The organism is Devosia sp. Soil_C_22, assembly GCF_057657195.1.
Genome location: NZ_JBDGIY010000001.1, coordinates 3,453,190 through 3,467,751 on the forward strand (window position 1 = coordinate 3,453,190; position 14,562 = coordinate 3,467,751).

At 66.1% G+C, this 14,562-nt stretch carries 19 protein-coding genes; 12 read left to right on the top strand and 7 right to left on the bottom strand.

Going from position 1 to position 14,562, the window contains the following annotated elements:
* Positions 1 to 64: 64 nt before the first annotated feature.
* Positions 65 to 943: a phytanoyl-CoA dioxygenase family protein gene (locus AC3A6I_RS16760; RefSeq protein ID WP_487544902.1), complete on the top strand. Its 879-nt coding sequence runs from the start codon at positions 65 to 67 to the stop codon at positions 941 to 943.
* 241 nt (positions 944 to 1,184) lie between these two features.
* On the opposite strand, the gene AC3A6I_RS16765 is transcribed toward AC3A6I_RS16760, so the two are convergent.
* On the bottom strand, positions 1,185 to 1,535 hold the full coding sequence (locus tag AC3A6I_RS16765; RefSeq protein WP_487544903.1) for a hypothetical protein: 351 nt from the start codon (positions 1,533 to 1,535) through the stop codon (positions 1,185 to 1,187).
* 74 nt (positions 1,536 to 1,609) lie between these two features.
* On the opposite strand from AC3A6I_RS16765, the gene AC3A6I_RS16770 reads away from it, so the two are divergent.
* The 8 genes from AC3A6I_RS16770 to AC3A6I_RS16805 all read left to right on the top strand — a co-directional run bounded on the left by AC3A6I_RS16770 (position 1,610) and on the right by AC3A6I_RS16805 (position 8,651).
* Positions 1,610 to 2,029, top strand: coding sequence for a helix-turn-helix domain-containing protein (locus AC3A6I_RS16770; protein WP_487544904.1), 420 nt, complete (start codon positions 1,610 to 1,612; stop codon positions 2,027 to 2,029).
* A gap of 85 nt (positions 2,030 to 2,114) precedes the next feature.
* A complete protein-coding gene (nudC, locus tag AC3A6I_RS16775; RefSeq protein WP_487544905.1) occupies positions 2,115 to 3,074 on the top strand; it encodes an NAD(+) diphosphatase in 960 nt (319 codons plus the stop codon).
* A gap of 372 nt (positions 3,075 to 3,446) precedes the next feature.
* Positions 3,447 to 4,442 (top strand): thiosulfate ABC transporter substrate-binding protein CysP, encoded by a 996-nt coding sequence (gene cysP, locus AC3A6I_RS16780; RefSeq protein WP_487544906.1) that lies wholly within the window; start codon positions 3,447 to 3,449, stop codon positions 4,440 to 4,442.
* Between the two features lie 77 nt (positions 4,443 to 4,519).
* On the top strand, positions 4,520 to 5,365 hold the full coding sequence (gene cysT / locus AC3A6I_RS16785) for a sulfate ABC transporter permease subunit CysT (protein ID WP_487544907.1): 846 nt from the start codon (positions 4,520 to 4,522) through the stop codon (positions 5,363 to 5,365).
* Positions 5,362 to 6,201 (top strand): sulfate ABC transporter permease subunit CysW, encoded by an 840-nt coding sequence (gene cysW, locus AC3A6I_RS16790; RefSeq protein WP_487544908.1) that lies wholly within the window; start codon positions 5,362 to 5,364, stop codon positions 6,199 to 6,201. The genes cysT and cysW overlap by 4 nt, the downstream gene beginning before the upstream one ends.
* Positions 6,202 to 6,243: 42 nt before the next feature.
* Positions 6,244 to 7,191, top strand: coding sequence for a DUF72 domain-containing protein (locus tag AC3A6I_RS16795; RefSeq protein WP_487544909.1), 948 nt, complete (start codon positions 6,244 to 6,246; stop codon positions 7,189 to 7,191).
* A gap of 23 nt (positions 7,192 to 7,214) precedes the next feature.
* Positions 7,215 to 8,084 (top strand): DUF72 domain-containing protein, encoded by an 870-nt coding sequence (locus AC3A6I_RS16800; RefSeq protein WP_487544910.1) that lies wholly within the window; start codon positions 7,215 to 7,217, stop codon positions 8,082 to 8,084.
* 66 nt (positions 8,085 to 8,150) lie between these two features.
* The gene (locus tag AC3A6I_RS16805) at positions 8,151 to 8,651 is read left to right on the top strand and encodes a disulfide bond formation protein B (protein WP_487544911.1); all 501 of its coding nucleotides are present in this window, start codon (positions 8,151 to 8,153) and stop codon (positions 8,649 to 8,651) included.
* Here AC3A6I_RS16805 and AC3A6I_RS16810 read toward each other — a convergent pair.
* The 5 genes from AC3A6I_RS16810 to AC3A6I_RS16830 form a co-directional block, all read right to left on the bottom strand.
* Complete coding sequence (locus AC3A6I_RS16810) at positions 8,648 to 8,947, bottom strand: type II toxin-antitoxin system RelE/ParE family toxin (protein WP_487544912.1); 300 nt, start codon at positions 8,945 to 8,947, stop codon at positions 8,648 to 8,650. The two genes, AC3A6I_RS16805 and AC3A6I_RS16810, sit on opposite strands and share 4 nt — an antisense overlap.
* Entirely contained in the window at positions 8,947 to 9,216 is a 270-nt protein-coding gene (locus tag AC3A6I_RS16815) for a type II toxin-antitoxin system ParD family antitoxin (RefSeq protein ID WP_487544913.1), read from the bottom strand. Before AC3A6I_RS16815 ends, AC3A6I_RS16810 begins: the two co-directional genes overlap by 1 nt.
* Positions 9,217 to 9,285: 69 nt before the next feature.
* Entirely contained in the window at positions 9,286 to 9,843 is a 558-nt protein-coding gene (locus tag AC3A6I_RS16820; protein WP_487544914.1) for an HNH endonuclease, read from the bottom strand.
* 89 nt (positions 9,844 to 9,932) lie between these two features.
* Positions 9,933 to 10,586, bottom strand: a complete 654-nt coding sequence (locus AC3A6I_RS16825) for an alpha/beta hydrolase (protein ID WP_487544915.1) — start codon at positions 10,584 to 10,586, stop codon at positions 9,933 to 9,935.
* Entirely contained in the window at positions 10,586 to 11,233 is a 648-nt protein-coding gene (locus AC3A6I_RS16830; RefSeq protein WP_487544916.1) for a DNA-3-methyladenine glycosylase family protein, read from the bottom strand. Before AC3A6I_RS16830 ends, AC3A6I_RS16825 begins: the two co-directional genes overlap by 1 nt.
* Before the next feature lie 28 nt (positions 11,234 to 11,261).
* Here AC3A6I_RS16830 and gluQRS point away from each other — a divergent pair, with 28 nt between their 5' ends.
* The gene (gene gluQRS / locus AC3A6I_RS16835; protein WP_487544917.1) at positions 11,262 to 12,107 is read left to right on the top strand and encodes a tRNA glutamyl-Q(34) synthetase GluQRS; all 846 of its coding nucleotides are present in this window, start codon (positions 11,262 to 11,264) and stop codon (positions 12,105 to 12,107) included.
* Between the two features lie 294 nt (positions 12,108 to 12,401).
* Here gluQRS and AC3A6I_RS16840 read toward each other — a convergent pair whose 3' ends face one another.
* On the bottom strand, positions 12,402 to 13,343 hold the full coding sequence (locus AC3A6I_RS16840; RefSeq protein WP_487544918.1) for an NAD-dependent epimerase/dehydratase family protein: 942 nt from the start codon (positions 13,341 to 13,343) through the stop codon (positions 12,402 to 12,404).
* 94 nt (positions 13,344 to 13,437) lie between these two features.
* Between AC3A6I_RS16840 and AC3A6I_RS16845 the strand changes: the two genes are divergently transcribed.
* Both AC3A6I_RS16845 and AC3A6I_RS16850 read left to right on the top strand, forming a co-directional pair.
* A complete protein-coding gene (locus AC3A6I_RS16845; RefSeq protein WP_487544919.1) occupies positions 13,438 to 14,334 on the top strand; it encodes a LysR family transcriptional regulator in 897 nt (298 codons plus the stop codon).
* A complete protein-coding gene (locus AC3A6I_RS16850; RefSeq protein ID WP_487544920.1) occupies positions 14,331 to 14,522 on the top strand; it encodes a twin transmembrane helix small protein in 192 nt (63 codons plus the stop codon). The genes AC3A6I_RS16845 and AC3A6I_RS16850 overlap by 4 nt, the downstream gene beginning before the upstream one ends.
* Positions 14,523 to 14,562 lie beyond the last annotated feature (40 nt).

The following is a 14,562-nucleotide window of genomic DNA, read 5'->3' on the forward strand; positions in this document are numbered from 1 at the left end:
GCTGGAGGAGCGGTCGCGGCGCAGCGTTTGTACGGCGCCCTACGATAATGAGGAGAATTACTGAATGGCCCGGCAGTTTCAAGTCCTGACCCCCGAGCAGGCCCAGCATTTCGTCGAGAAGGGCTATGTGCGCGTCAAGGGCTGCGTCGATCCGGCGCTGGCCAAGAAGTGGACCGACCAGGCCTATGGCCGCCTCGGCTACGACCCCGATGATCGCTCCACCTGGACCAAGGACATCGTCTGGATGGACCGCCATAACCTGGCGCGCATCAAGGACATCTCGCCCAGGGGCTGGGCCGCGCTCTGCGACGTCACCGGCGGCGAAGACCGCATCGAGGACAAGATCATGGAGATCGAGTCCCAGCACTTCACCACCATCGACTCGCGCGAATGGTCCGACGCCTTCGTGGTCAATTTCCGCCGCGGCGAGGACAAGCCGTGGCTGCCGCCGTCGCCCGCCTCCGGTGGCTGGCACAAGGATGGCAGCTTCTTCCGCCACTTCCTCGATAGCCGCGAGCAGGGCCTGCTCACCATCGTCTACTGGTCCGATGTCGTCCACAAAGGCGGCGGCACCTTCGTCGCTCCGGACTCGATCAAGGTGGTGGCCAAATATCTCGCCGAGCATCCGGAAGGCGTCGATGACGGCGACGCGTTCGGCAAGCTGATCGACCAGTGCACCGAGTTCGAGGAGATCACCGGCGAGACCGGCGACTTCATCATCCTTCACCCCTTCATGCTGCACGCCTCGTCCAACAACCATTCCGGCCGCGTCCGCTTCATGACCAACCCGCCGGTGGTGCTGAAGGAGCCGATGAACCTCAACCGCGCCGACCCGGCCGAGTTCTCCCTCATCGAGCGCGCCACCCTCCACGCGCTCGGCAAGGACCGCTACGACTTCCGCCCCACCATGCCGCGCGAGGAACGCTGGTCGGTCATCGGCTGAGGCCAGGCCTCACACACCCACAGGTCACCCCGGCGCAGGCCGGGTCTCCACATCGGGCTGTGGCCGGAGGCACACCGATAGAGACGGCCCCCTCCCGGCCTCCCCCATGAAGGGGAGGTGAAGAGTCGAGCCTTGGCCCTCGATAGTGCCTCAGGCTGGATGCGGCACCTCCCCCTTGTGGGGGAGGATGGGAGGGGGGCGTCTGTCTCAGCGACGCACCGAACACTCAGTGCCAGACGGACTACCCCACATACCGCCGCGCCAGTTCCGCCTCGGCCCGCAACGCCGCCGCGCGCACTCCCTCGCCCAGCCGCTCATACTCCGCCGCCGCATCCGCGCGGCCGGCGATCTCGGCCGCCAGGATCTCGCGCACCCGCGCTTCGTCGAGCACCAGCCGCGCCACCTCGGCCGTCCCGGCCCCGAACTCGTGCCGCACCAGCGACGCGGACTCGATCCGCATCGGCGCCGCCTCGGCATTGTCGAGCGCCGCGATCAGCTGGCGCAGCAGCGCTGCCTCATTGCGCGCGCCCTGCTTCATCGCCACCACCAGGTCGGCCCGCAGCCGCGCTTTCATAGCCGTTCCCGCGTCCATGACATAACTCCTATTGCTCTACATCACTCCGCATGTCAATATAATTTAGGGAACGATACGGAACAATAGGGAACATGACAGACGCTCTGATCACCGTCGAGCAGGCCGCCGAACAGCTGAAGCTGCACCCCAAGACCGTGCTCCGCCACATCCGGGAGGGCCGCCTGCCCGCCACCCGCATCGGCAAGTCCTATCGCATCGAGCGCAGCAAGCTCGCCGCCTTCGCCGGCATGGCCGGCGGCCGCGTGGAGACCACCGAAGGCGCCCGCGCCACCTGCATCGTCGAGATCCCGAACCTCACCGCCGCCGACGCCCAGCGCATCGCCACCTTCCTCGGTGCCGTCGCCATGACCGGCGACGCCGACACCCCGCCGCTCCACCTCAGCACCGCCTTCGACCCGACCACCGAAACGCTGAAGGTCGTCATCGTCGGCAGCCCTGCCGATGCCGGCAAGCTGCTCGAAATGCTGGAGATGCAGCTCTCGCGACGGTGACCGCAACGGCAGGTTCTCAACCCTCCGCCTATCTTGCCGCCGCTCCGTCGCCGCCCTACACCTCAGGCGAAGAGGAGCAGCATCAATGGATTACATGTTCGCATTCCGGCCCGGCGGGCTCGACCGGGCCGCGCCGCTTCGCGCCACCGACGAGGCCAGGCAGGACGCCCGCACAAAGACGCTGGTGTTCTGGCGCGGCAAGCTCCTCGCCGACGACGCCGGCAAGCCCGTGCTGGTGACGCTCGACCACTCTGCTCTCTCCGATGCCCGCGAAGCCCCGATCTTCGTCGGACTGACGGCCGACGGCCCGCTCTTTGCCACCGACCTGCCGCTGTGGACCCCGCCCGAGGACGCCACCACCATCGGCCAGTTCATCGACCAGAGCCTGCAGGTCCACCCCGGCTTCCCCGACGCGAAATTCGTCGAGATCCGCGGCCTGATGCCGACGCTGACCCCGCTCGAAGGCGAGGCCGTCGCCACCGCCCGCGCCCTGATCGGCTGGCACGGCTCGCACCGCTTTTGCGCCAATTGCGGAACGCCCAGCGCCGTCGAAAGCACCGGCTGGGTACGCAAATGCCCGCAATGCGGCACCCAGCATTTTCCGCGCACCGACCCGGTGGTGATCATGGCCATCACCCGCGGCGACAAGCTGCTGCTCGGCCGTGGTCCGAGCTGGCCCGAGCGCATGTACTCCTGCCTCGCCGGCTTCGTCGAACCCGGCGAAACCATCGAGAATGCCGTCCGGCGCGAAGTGTTCGAGGAGAGCGCGATCGAGGTTGGCCCGGTGCGCTATGTCGCCTGCCAGCCTTGGCCATTCCCGATGTCGCTGATGTTCGGCTGCTATGGCGAAGCGACCAGCGAGGCCATCACCCGCGACCCCGTCGAGCTGGTCGATGCCCGCTGGGTCACCCGCGACGAGGTCTTCGCAATGCTTGCCGGCACCCACCCCGAGATCAACAAGCCCCGCCCCGGCGCCATCGCCGGCGGCCTGATCGAGGCCTGGGCGCATGGCAGAATTCTCGATCCGGACTACTGGGGAAACTGAGGGGAAAAACCGGGGGATGCTGTCAATGCCCACGCTTCCCCGCCCCACCCCCTCCCATCCTCCCCCATCAAGGGGGAGGTGCCTTATCGAGTAGTGGGCACCATCCAGCCTCGGGCACCGTCCCCACCTCCCCCTTGATGGGGGAGGCAAGCGAAGCTTGGCAGCTCCGCTGCCTGGCGTAGCTCGGAGGGGGGTGCTACCCACGCGCCAGCCGCCGCTTCTTGTCATCCCGGTACGAGCTTGCACGAACCGAGCCCGCGGCAGGCAAGTTTGTCACCCACCGCACCAATTGCGAATTCCTCTTCTCCGGCAGCAGGTTGGCTCCGCCGACAAAAGCGGCTTCATTCTGCGCCACCATTTCTGGAGGTAGCCTTGAAGCGTTTTCTTGGAGCAGCCCTGATCGCGGCCACGCTCGCGACCCCGGCCTTTGCCCAGCCGACCGACATCCTGAACGTCTCCTACGATATCGGCCGCGAGCTGTTCGAGGATGTGAACGCCAACTTCATCCCCTACTACAAGGCGCAGGCCGGCGTTGACCTGACCGTCAACCAGTCGCATGCCGGTTCGTCCGCCCAGGTGCGCGCCGTGCTCGAGGGGCTCGCCGCCGACGTGGTGACGCTGAACCAGGTGACCGACGTCGCCAAGCTCGCTTCGGAAGGCTTCGTGTCGGCGAACTGGAAGGAAGAGTTCCCCAACAATGCCTCGCCCTTCTACTCGCTGCCGGCTTTCCTCGTACGCGCCGGCAACCCCAAGGGCATCAAGGATTGGTCCGATCTCGCCCGTGACGACGTGAAGGTCATCTTCCCGAACCCCAAAACCTCGGGCAATGGCCGCTACACCTATCTCGCCGCCCGCGCCTGGGCCAACGAGGCCTTCGCCAACGATACGGCCAAGGTCGAGGAATTCCTCACCAAGCTGTTCAACAACGTGCCGGTGTTCGAGACCGGCGGCCGCGGCGCCACCACCGCCTTCACCGAGCGCCAGCAGGGCGACGTGCTGATCACCTTCGAGGCCGAAGTGCTGCAGATCAGGAAGGCGTTGGGCGAGGACAAGTATGATGCCGTGACCCCTTCGATCAGCCTGTTCTCGGAATTCCCGGTCGCCGTCGTCGACAAGATCGCCGACCAGCGCGGCACCCAGGCCATCGCCAAGGCCTATCTCGATTATCTCTACACCCCCCAAGGTCAGGAAATCCTCGCCCGCAACTTCAACCGCGTGCATGACGAGGCCGTCGCCACGGCCCACGCCGCCGACTTCCCGGAAGTGAAGCTGGTGACGGTCGAGGACGCGTTCGGCGGCTGGGACAAGGTGTCCGCCGAGCACTTCGCCGATGGCGGCCTGCTCGACAAGGTGTTCATCAACCAGTAGGGCATTGGCCTTAACGCATACCGTCGCGGCGGTGGCCCCGAGCCAACGCCGCGACTTTGTTTGATGAGGGCATCGACGTGAACACAACCCGACGCACACGGAAGCATCTGCTTCCCGGCTTCGGGCTGACTCTCGGCATCACCCTCGCCTACGCCAGCATCATCATCCTGCTGCCCATCGGCGCGATGCTACTGAAAAGCGCCAGTCTCGGCTTCGACGAGTTCTGGCGCATCGTCACGTCGCGCCGCTCGCTCACCGCCTACAGCATCACCTTCGGCTCGGCCGCCATCGCCACGGTGTTCAACGCCCTGTTCGGCCTGCTGATGGCCTGGGTGCTGACCCGCTACGAATTCCCCGGCAAGCGCCTGCTAGATGCGGTGGTCGACCTGCCCTTCGCGCTCCCCACCGCCGTCGCCGGCCTCACGCTGGTGACGCTATTCTCCGAGAACGGCTGGTACGGCCAGGTGCTGATTCCCGCCGGGATCACGGTGAACTACACCCAGGTCGGCATCATCATCGCCATGACCTTCACCTCGATCCCCTTCGTCATCCGCACTGTGCAGCCGGTGCTCGAGGACATCGCCCCCGATATCGAGGAAGCGGCGCGCACGTTGGGCGCCACCCGCTGGCAGATCTTCGCGCGCGTCATCTGGCCACTGATCACGCCCGCCTTCATCGCCGGCTGCGTGATGAGCTTTGCCCGCTCGATCGGCGAGTTCGGCGGCGTCGTCTTCATCGCCGGCAACCTTCCCGGCCTCACCGAGATCGTCTCGCTGCTGATCTTCATCCGGCTCGAGGAATACAATTACCCGGCCGCCGCCGCGCTCGCGACTGTACTGCTCGCGGCGGCTTTCGCGACGCTGCTGCTCACCAACCTGCTGCAGCGCTGGCGCCTGCGCTATCTCGATCGGAACGCCCGATGAACCCGCGCCGCGCCATCGACCACGGGCCGGCCCGCATCTGGCTGATCGGGCTCGCCTTCGTCACCTCGATCTTCCTGATCGGCGTACCGGTGGCGCTGATCTTCTCCTTTGCCTTCCGCGAAGGCGTCGGCGCCTATTTCGCCAACATTCTCGAGCCCAACACGCTGCACGCCATCTGGCTCACCGTGCTCGCTTCGCTCGTGGTGGTGCCGATCAATATCGCCTTCGGCATCTGCGCCGCCTGGCTCATCGCCCGCTTCGAGTTCCGCGGCCGGCAGCTGCTGATCACCATCATCGAGCTGCCCTTCTCGATCAGCCCGATCGTCGCCGGCGTCAGCTACCTGTTCCTCTATGGCGGCCAGGGCCTGTTCGGCCCGACGCTCGAAGCCATGGGCATCAAGCTGATGTTCACGGTCTTCGCCATCTGGCTGGTGAGCCTGTTCGTCACCGCCCCCTTCGTCGCCCGCGAGCTGATCCCTCTGATGCAGCAGCAGGGCAGCGAGGAGGAGGAAGCCGCGCTCTCGCTCGGCGCCAATGGCTGGCAGATGTTCCGCCACGTCACCCTGCCCAATATCCGCTGGGCCCTGCTCTACGGCGCCATCCTCACCAATGCCCGCGTCATGGGCGAGTTCGGCGCCGTCTCGGTGGTCTCGGGCGCCATCCGCGGCCAGACCAACACCCTGCCGCTGCAGATCAACCTGCTGTTCAACGACCTCAACATCTCCGGCTCCTTCGCGGCCGCCTCGGTGCTGACCTTCATCGCCGTGCTGACCATCATCGCCAAGGGCATCGTCGAAGGCCGCCGCGCCGGCGAGACTGTCCGCCCGCGCGCCTGAACCGTCCGGCGCGACGCTCGTTGTGCCTTCGCGGAGGCCAATGTGGCGGATACGGCGACCATCGAGAAACCGGCGACCGGATCGCGCGCGAAGCGCGGCGATATCCGCATCGGCGTCTCTGGCTGGACCTACGCCCCCTGGCGCGGCAACTTCTATCCCATGGGCCTGCGCCAGAAGGACGAGCTCGCCTTCGCCGCCTCCCGCTTCAATGCGCTCGAAATCAACGGCACCTTCTACGGCATGCAGGTGCCGCAGAGCTTCCGCAACTGGCGTGACGCCGTGCCGGACGACTTCCGCTTCGCCGTGAAGGGCCCGCGCTACCTCACCCACATGCTGAAACTCACCAACCCGCTGGCCCCGCTCGCCAACTTCTTCGCCTCCGGCCCATTGGTGCTCGGCGACAAGCTCGGCCCCATCCTGTGGCAGTTTCCCGAACGCTTCCGCTTTGATCCCGAGCGGCTCGAGCCCTTCCTCGCGCTACTTCCGCACGACACGCACGAGGCAGCAAAGCTCGCCCACAAGCACGACCACCGCCTGCGCGCCCGCGCCGACTTTGGCGACGGTGAGAACCGACCCGTCCGCCATGCCATGGAAATCCGCTCGGAAAGTTTTCGCGATCCCGACTTCATCGCGCTGCTGCGCCGCTACGACATCGCGCTGGTCTGCGCCGACACGGTAGACTGGCCGCTGCTGATGGATGTCACCGCCGACTTCATCTATTGCCGCCTGCACGGCTCGGTCGAGCTCTACAATTCCGACTATGCCGACCATGAGCTCGACACTTGGGCGAAGCGCATCGACCACTGGTCGCGCGGCCACCCCACCGACGGCAACTTCGTCACCGGCCCGACCGCCGACGGCCAGAAGCGCGACGTCTTCGTCTTCTTCGACAACACCGACAAGCTGCATGCCCCCGGCGACGCCCGCGACCTGATGCAGCGCCTCGACATCCCCGCCTCTGGACCCGACCGCTTCGCCGACGCAGAGTGACGCCGGTCACGCGGGAGGATTCGATGGCAGGCACGATCAGGCTGGGCACCGCCGGCTGGGTATTCGAACCCTGGCGCAAGACCTTCTATCCCGAAGGCCTGAAGCAGAAGGACGAGCTGGCCTACTCCAGCCGGCACCTCGGCAATATCGAGATCAACGCCACCTTCTACTCGCACCAGAAGCCCGAAAGCTTCGCCAACTGGGCCGCGGCGACGCCCGAGAGTTTCGTCTTCAGCGTGAAGGGCCACCAGCTCGTCACCCACATCAAGCGCCTGAAGAATGTCGAAATCCCACTCGCCAACTTCTTCGCTTCGGGCGTGATGGCGCTGGGCAAGAAGCTCGGCCCGTTCTGCTGGCAACTCCCCGGCAATTCCAAATACGATCCCGATCGCATGGAGAGCTTCCTCTCCCTGCTCCCGCACACGCCTGAGGAGCTCGTCGCGCTGGCGAAGAAGGGCGATTTCGACAAGCGCGAGCCGCATCTCGACGCCACCGGCATAACCCGCGTCCGCCACGCCATCGAAGTCCGCCACGAGAGCTTCGCCAACCAGCGCTTCATCGCGCAACTGCGCGCCCACAATGTCGCGCTCGTCGTCGCCGACACCGCCGACTGGCCCTATATCGACCAGACCGCCGACTTCTCCTACGCCCGCCTCCAAGGCGCCCCCGGCGCCGAGGCCTACACCGAAGCCGAGCGCGACATCCGCGCCGGCTGGCTGCAATCCTGGTCCACCGGCGAGCCGGTCGCCGACGCCCGCTACGTCACGGCCGCCGAAGCCTCCCCGCCGGAGCGCGACGTGCACGCCTTCTTCGTCTCCACCGACAAGGAGCACGCGCCACAAAATGCCCGCGCCGTGATGGCAAAGCTCGGCCTCACTGGCCCGGGTGAATGACACGCTCGTCAATTGACTTGAGGCTACTGCCGCACAATATGCCCGCGCCTTATCGGAGCGTCACCCTTGCCTAGCCTCACCGCCGACCGCCCGCGCCTCCTCACCGCCATCTCCTTCGTCCTCGGCCTCGCCACTATCGTGGGAGCGTGGGGCTCGCAGCTGATCGGCGGCCTTGTCCCCTGCGAGCTCTGCCTCGAGCAACGCCTCGCCTATTACTGGGGCCTGCCGGTACTGGCGCTGATCCTGATCTTCTGGAACCGCCTGCCACGCACCGCCTGGCTCGTTGCCATGGCGATCGCGCTGCTGATCTTCGTGTGGTCCACCTGGATGGCCGGCTACCACGCCGGCGTCGAATGGCAGTTCTGGCCCGGCCCCACCGCCTGCTCGGGTGTCGGCGTCAGTGTCAGCTTCCAGGATCTGAGCAATATCAACGCCACCCGTGTCGTCCCCTGCGACGCGGTGCAGTGGCGCCTGCTCGGCATCTCGCTCGCCGGCTACAACGCGCTGATTTCGCTCGCCATCGTGCTGATGCTCGGTGTTGCGATGTGGCTGCGGCGGAAAGGTTAGTCTTCGGGGAACTCCAGCTTCTCGAAATCTCGAGCCGCATGCACGATGCGCGAGATTATGACTGTTTCGTCCGCGACCCGGTAGAAGATCAGGTAGCTGCGGAATGGTCGGCGGCGCAGCAGCGGATCGACGCCGGACGGCGTCCTCGGATACCGCAGCGGATACTCCGCAAGGCCAAGGCATGCCTCGCGAATGTCCATCGCAAACTCAACGGCGACATCCGGATCATCTGCAGCGATGTAGTCGGCAATTTCCTCGAGGTCGGCTTCGGCAGTGTCCGTGAACCGTACGCGCATCAGGCACGCTTCCGTTTCGCTGCCGCCATGCCTTCATACTTTGCGATCAGGCGGTCGAACACCTCTTCGGCCGGCTTGGTCCGCCCCGCCTCGATGTCTGCCATGCCCCGAGCCAAAGCCGCATCCAGCCGCTTGAGCGCCGCCTCACGCTCCTGCACCAGCCGCACACCCTCGCGCAGCACTTCGCTCTTACTGTTGTAGCGCCCGTTCTTGACCAGGTCCTCGACCACGGCCTCGAGCTTTGCACCCAGATCTGCGCTGATCGCCATAACCGCCTCCATCGCGTGAACGTCGCAACCAATAATAGTTATTGGCAGCCCGAACGTCCAGCGACGGGCTTACGGCTCCAGCTCGGTGTCCCAGTAGAGATAGTCGAGCCAGCTCTGGTGCAGGTGGTTGGGCGGGAAGGCCCGGCCGTTATTGTGCAGGTCATGCACCGTCGGCTGGTACGGCTCCTGCATCGGGAACATCTTGATCTCGCGCGGCAGCCGGTTGGCCTTGCGCAGGTTGCACGGCGCGCACGCCGCGACGACGTTCTCCCACGTCGTGCGGCCACCCTTGGAACGCGGGATCACGTGGTCGAAGGTCAGGTCCTCGCGGGTGCCGCAATACTGGCACTGGAATTTGTCGCGCAGGAACACGTTGAAGCGGGTGAACGCGGGGTGCCGCGCCGGCTTCACGTAATCCTTGAGCGACACCACGCTGGGCAGGAACATCTCGAAGCTGGGCGACTTGATCACCCGGTCGTAATTCGAGACGACGTTGACCCGGTCGAGGCAAATCGCCTTGATGGCGTCCTGCCAGGACCACAACGACAAGGGGTAATAGCTGAGCGGCCGAAAATCGGCGTTCAGCACGAGTGCAGGACAGCTCTCAAGCGACACATGTACTGTCACTTGTCGCCCCCTGGTGAACAGGAATCGCGGCCAGTCATGATCGGCAATAGTCTATGCCTGATGTGACATGGCTGTGAAGCGCGTTTCGCTTAAGTCGTTCGGGCGCTTTGCTGAGTGAGGAAGGCCGTGGCGAAATCGAGCCCATCGGGCGCGATGCCATGCGCGGTATCGGGCGAGATGTGCAGCCGCGCGTCATAGCCCGCGGCGGCGAGTTCCACCGCAGCCTGCCGGCTGAGCCCGGGATCGACCACCTGGTCGAGTTCTCCGTGAATCAGCGCCACCGGCGGCTTGTCCGCCTGCGGAAACCCATTCGCAGCGACGAACGCACCCGAAAACGCCACGATCCCGCGCAACCGCTGCGGCAGCGCGGTGCCCACATGCAGCGCCATCATCGCGCCCTGCGAGAAGCCGCAAAGGAAGGTATCGGCCGCACTGAGCCCGGTCTGCGCCCACAGGTCTTCGAGAAACTCGGTGATCACCGGCGCCGCTGTGCGTGCACCCTCGATTCGCCCCGCGATTCGATCGACCGCGAGCGGAAACCACTCGAACCCGAAGGGATTGCCGGCGCACGGCGTCGGCGCATTGGGCGCGACGAACAGCGTATCGGGCAGCATCTGCCCCCAGCGGTGGCCGAGCCCGATCAGGTCGCTGCCATCGGCGCCATAGCCATGCAGCAGCACCACGATTCGTTTCGGTGCCGCTCCATTGGGCGGCGGCAGCATCGGCCCCGAGAGTTTTGCCATCAGATCGATATCCCTTCGCGGTCCCGAACGGCGCGATAGTAACGCCACAGCAGCAGCGCCGCGGTCGACCGATGCGGTGACCAGCGCCGTGCGCGTTCGATCAAGTCTTTCACCAGCGGCTTGTCGTCAAGCCCGAAGGCCCATTGCGCCGCCCGCTGCAGCGCGACGTCGCCAGCCGGAAAGATATCCGGGTGCCCGGCCGAGAACATCAGGTACACCTCCGCCGTCCAAGGCCCGATGCCTTTGAGCTTCGTCAGTGCGGCGATTGCCTCCTCCGCCGGCAGGTCAGCCAGGTGCGCAAAATCCACCGTCCCGGCCGCCAGCGCCTCGGCCAGCCCGCGCAATGTGCGGTACTTGCCGCCCGATTGCCCGGCGCCACGCACCACTTCCTCGCTCAGCGCCAGGTAGCCCGCCGGCTCCAGCGCTCCCGGCAGCCGGGCGAACCGCCCCCAGATCGCGTCGGCGCTCGCGGTAGAAACCTGCTGGCCAGTGACGATCCGGGCGAGCCCGGCAAAGCCGCCCGGCGACTTTCGCACCTCGAACGCCCCGGCCCGCTCGGCAATCGGCGCCAGCGTCGGGTCGAGCGCCAGCAGCGCCGCGAGGTGCCGGGCCAATGCCTCGGCGCTGTCCAGTCGGTCTGTCGTCATGAGGTCCTGTCGTGCTAGCTCTGCTCGCATGCAGCAGCCCGTGTTCCGTTTCGCGCCCAGCCCCAATGGCTATCTCCATATGGGGCATGCTTATTCCGCGATCTACACCGCGCAATGGGCCGAACGCATGGGCGGCCGCTTCCTGCTGCGCATCGAGGATATCGACATCGCTCGCAGCAAGCCGGAATTCACCGACGCGATCTTTACGGATCTGAGCTGGCTCGGGCTGAGCTGGGAAGAGCCGGTCTGGTTCCAGTCGCACCGCTTCCCGAGCTATGCCGCCGCCGCCGACACGCTGCGCGACTACGGGCTGCTCTATCCCTGCTTCTGCTCGCGCGCCGAGATCGCCGCGACCGCCACCGGCACCGACCCGGACGGCGCCCCGCTCTATGCCGGCACCTGCCGCCATCTCACCCCGGACGAGGTCGCCCGCCGCCTTGCCGCGGGTGAGCCGGCCAACTGGCGCCTCCGGACCGACGAAGCCTTCGCCCGCACCGGCATGCTCACCTACACGGTCGCCGGCCCCACCCCGGCCGATCGCCCCCAGATCCGCTACGCCAGGCCCGAGCGCTGGGGTGATGCCGTCATCCAGCGCAAGGACACCCCGACCAGCTACCACCTGAGCGTTGTGGTCGACGATGCCGCGCAGGGCATCACCCGCGTCACCCGCGGCCGCGACATGGAAGCCTCGACCGACATCCACGTGCTGCTGCAGGCGCTGCTCGGGCAGACCTCGCCGATCTACACCTTCCACAAGCTCATCCTCGACGATGACGGCAGAAAGCTCGCCAAATCGAAAGGCTCCACATCCCTGCGGAGCCTTCGCGAAGCCGGCTGGACGCCAGAGGATGTGCGGCGGGAGTTGGGGCTCTGATCCTCCCCCGTTTACGGGGGAGGGGGACCGCCGAAGGCGGTGGAGGGGGCGACCACACGCACCGAGTCCAGTCTCGCCCCCTCCACCAGCTTCGCTGGTCCCCCCCCGCTTCGCTGGTCCCCCCCCGCTTCGCAGGGGATCAAGAGGCGGCTTCGCCGCCGACCCCTTATCCGGCGCTGCCCGCCACACCCACGGTGTCATTCCCGCGAAAGCGGGAATCTCTGTTTACGGAGCGTGCAACCAAACGGAGATCCCCGCTTTCGCGGGGATGACCCGGTGGCTGTGGAACCAACCTCAGGCCGCCACCCGGTCCTCCGCAAAGAACGGCGCCACCGTCTCCGCCACCGCCTCATCGAACGGCGTCGCGAACTCCGGCCCGAGGATCGCATCGAGCCGCGCGTCCCTGAGTTCCATCGGATGCTCCCACAGGTAGGCCATCTTGCCCAATTCCCGCATCAGCGGGTTCACGAGCCCGATCGCCCCGAAAATCCAGCGCGGATACATCGAGATCTTCAGAGGCCGCACCGCCGTGACGGCCTCGCCCATCTGCTCGGGCGTAACGAAATGGCCGGCAAAGTGGAAATTCTCGAACGCCCCGAGTTCGTCGCGATGCCAGGCCAACTTCTCGAAGGCGCGGCCAAGATCGGGCAGGTAGGCCCAGGCGTGGCCAACGCCCTTGGTGCCCACCAGCTTCAGCTTGCCCACCCTGGCCTCGGTCATCATGGCGAGGTCGAACCAGTCGCCATGACTTTCCGGTCCGAAGAAATCGCCGGCCCGGATGATGATCACCTGCATGTCGCCGCGCCGGGCGGCCGACTGATACAGCTTTTCCACCTCGACCCGGATGGCGCCGCGCGCCGTCTGCGGCCGCTGCGGCAGGTCCGGCGTCACCAGCCGGTCGCTTGCGGCGTAGTTGTAGATATTGCCCGGGAACAGCAGCGTCTTGCCGGTCGTGCCCATGGCGGCAATCACCCGCTCGGTCTGCGCCACCTTCCGGCCCTTGTCCCATTCGGGATAGGGCAGGTTCAGCGCGTTGACGACGAGGTCGATGTCGCTGATCGCGTCGCGCATCGACTCCGCGCTTTCGGCATCGCCCTTGATGAAGCGCACGCCCGCCACCGGATATTTGTTCGAGCGGCCGAAGCCCGCCACGTCCCAGCCGGCCGCGACGAAGGCCTTGGCGATGTGGTGGCCGACATGGCCGTTAATGCCCAGAATGATGACCCGCTTGTCCATTTCACTGTCCTCGTTGCTGACGAGCGTGAAAGTAGACACGACACCAGTGAATTAGAATTCGACATGATCGTTCTCTGGCTATACATAATTGTATATGCCAGATCCCGATTGGTCCCTGTGGCGCAGCTTCGGCGCCGTCGTCGAACATGGTTCACTCTCCGCCGCCGCCCGCGCGCTCGGCCTGAGCCAGCCCACGCTCGGCCGCCATGTCGAGGCGCTGGAGCTCACGCTAGGCATGAGCCTGTTCGAGCGCACGCTGTCCGGCTTTCGCCCCAGCGAAACCGCGCTGCGCCTCTACGAACCTGTGCGCCAGGCCGAAGCCGCGCTCGCCGAGGCGAGCCTTGTCGCCGAAGGCGCCAGCGCGGCGCTGACCGGCTCAGTGCGCATCACGTCGAGCACGGTGATGTGCCACTACGTGCTGCCCGCCATCCTGCGTGACCTGCGCGAAAGATTCCCGCAGGTCGCCATCGAGTTGGTTCCGTCGGATACGGCGGAGAACCTGCTGCTGCGCGAGGCCGATATCGCCGTGCGCATGTTCCGGCCCACCCAGCTCGAGCTGATCGCGAAACACCTCGGCGACATCCCGATCACCGCCTGCGCCCACGAAAGCTATGTCGAGCGGCGCGGCCGGCCCCAAACCACCGATGACTTGTTGTCGCACGAACTCATCGGCTTCGACCGCTCCGACTTGCTGACCCGCACCGCCCGCGCCATGGGTTTCGAGCTGCAGCGGTCCGACTTCAGGCTCAGAACCGACAGCCAGACCAATGCTTTCGAGCTGGTCCGCGCCGGGCTGGGGGTCGGCTTCGCCCAGGCCGGCCTCGTTGCCGATACACCGGGCCTCGTCCCGCTGCTGCCCGATCTCAGGCCGCCGCCGCTGGAGGTCTGGCTTGCGACCCATCGTGAACTGTTCACCAGCCGCCGCGTTCGTGCCATGTATGATGCGCTGAGCGAGGGCCTCCTCCGCTATCTCGCGAGAGTACCGAAATGATCACCTCCATCATCACCATCGTCGCGCTGGCCGTTGTCGCCGTCATCCTGTTCATGGGCCTGTGGAACATGTTCAGGGGCGGCAGCCCCAACACCAGCCAGACCTTGATGCGCGCCCGCGTCATCGCTCAGTTCGTCGCGGTCGTCGTGATCCTGGCCGCGCTGGCGATTTTCGGCCGGCCGGGCTGAGAAGGCGGCAGCAGCCGGTCCAGCCGACGACCTCCATCGC

Bases quoted from the DNA above. Each gene is read 5' to 3' on its own strand.
- AC3A6I_RS16760 (WP_487544902.1), top strand. From the start codon at position 65: ATGGCCCGGCAGTTTCAAGTCCTGACCCCCGAGCAGGCCCAGCATTTC.
- AC3A6I_RS16765 (WP_487544903.1), bottom strand. From the start codon at position 1,535: ATGGACGCGGGAACGGCTATGAAAGCGCGGCTGCGGGCCGACCTGGTG.
- AC3A6I_RS16770 (WP_487544904.1), top strand. From the start codon at position 1,610: ATGACAGACGCTCTGATCACCGTCGAGCAGGCCGCCGAACAGCTGAAG.
- nudC (WP_487544905.1), top strand. From the start codon at position 2,115: ATGGATTACATGTTCGCATTCCGGCCCGGCGGGCTCGACCGGGCCGCG.
- cysW (WP_487544908.1), top strand. From the start codon at position 5,362: ATGAACCCGCGCCGCGCCATCGACCACGGGCCGGCCCGCATCTGGCTG.
- AC3A6I_RS16800 (WP_487544910.1), top strand. From the start codon at position 7,215: ATGGCAGGCACGATCAGGCTGGGCACCGCCGGCTGGGTATTCGAACCC.
- AC3A6I_RS16810 (WP_487544912.1), bottom strand. From the start codon at position 8,947: ATGCGCGTACGGTTCACGGACACTGCCGAAGCCGACCTCGAGGAAATT.
- AC3A6I_RS16815 (WP_487544913.1), bottom strand. From the start codon at position 9,216: ATGGCGATCAGCGCAGATCTGGGTGCAAAGCTCGAGGCCGTGGTCGAG.
- AC3A6I_RS16825 (WP_487544915.1), bottom strand. From the start codon at position 10,586: ATGGCAAAACTCTCGGGGCCGATGCTGCCGCCGCCCAATGGAGCGGCA.
- AC3A6I_RS16830 (WP_487544916.1), bottom strand. From the start codon at position 11,233: ATGACGACAGACCGACTGGACAGCGCCGAGGCATTGGCCCGGCACCTC.
- gluQRS (WP_487544917.1), top strand. From the start codon at position 11,262: ATGCAGCAGCCCGTGTTCCGTTTCGCGCCCAGCCCCAATGGCTATCTC.
- AC3A6I_RS16840 (WP_487544918.1), bottom strand. From the start codon at position 13,343: ATGGACAAGCGGGTCATCATTCTGGGCATTAACGGCCATGTCGGCCAC.
- AC3A6I_RS16845 (WP_487544919.1), top strand. From the start codon at position 13,438: ATGCCAGATCCCGATTGGTCCCTGTGGCGCAGCTTCGGCGCCGTCGTC.
- AC3A6I_RS16850 (WP_487544920.1), top strand. From the start codon at position 14,331: ATGATCACCTCCATCATCACCATCGTCGCGCTGGCCGTTGTCGCCGTC.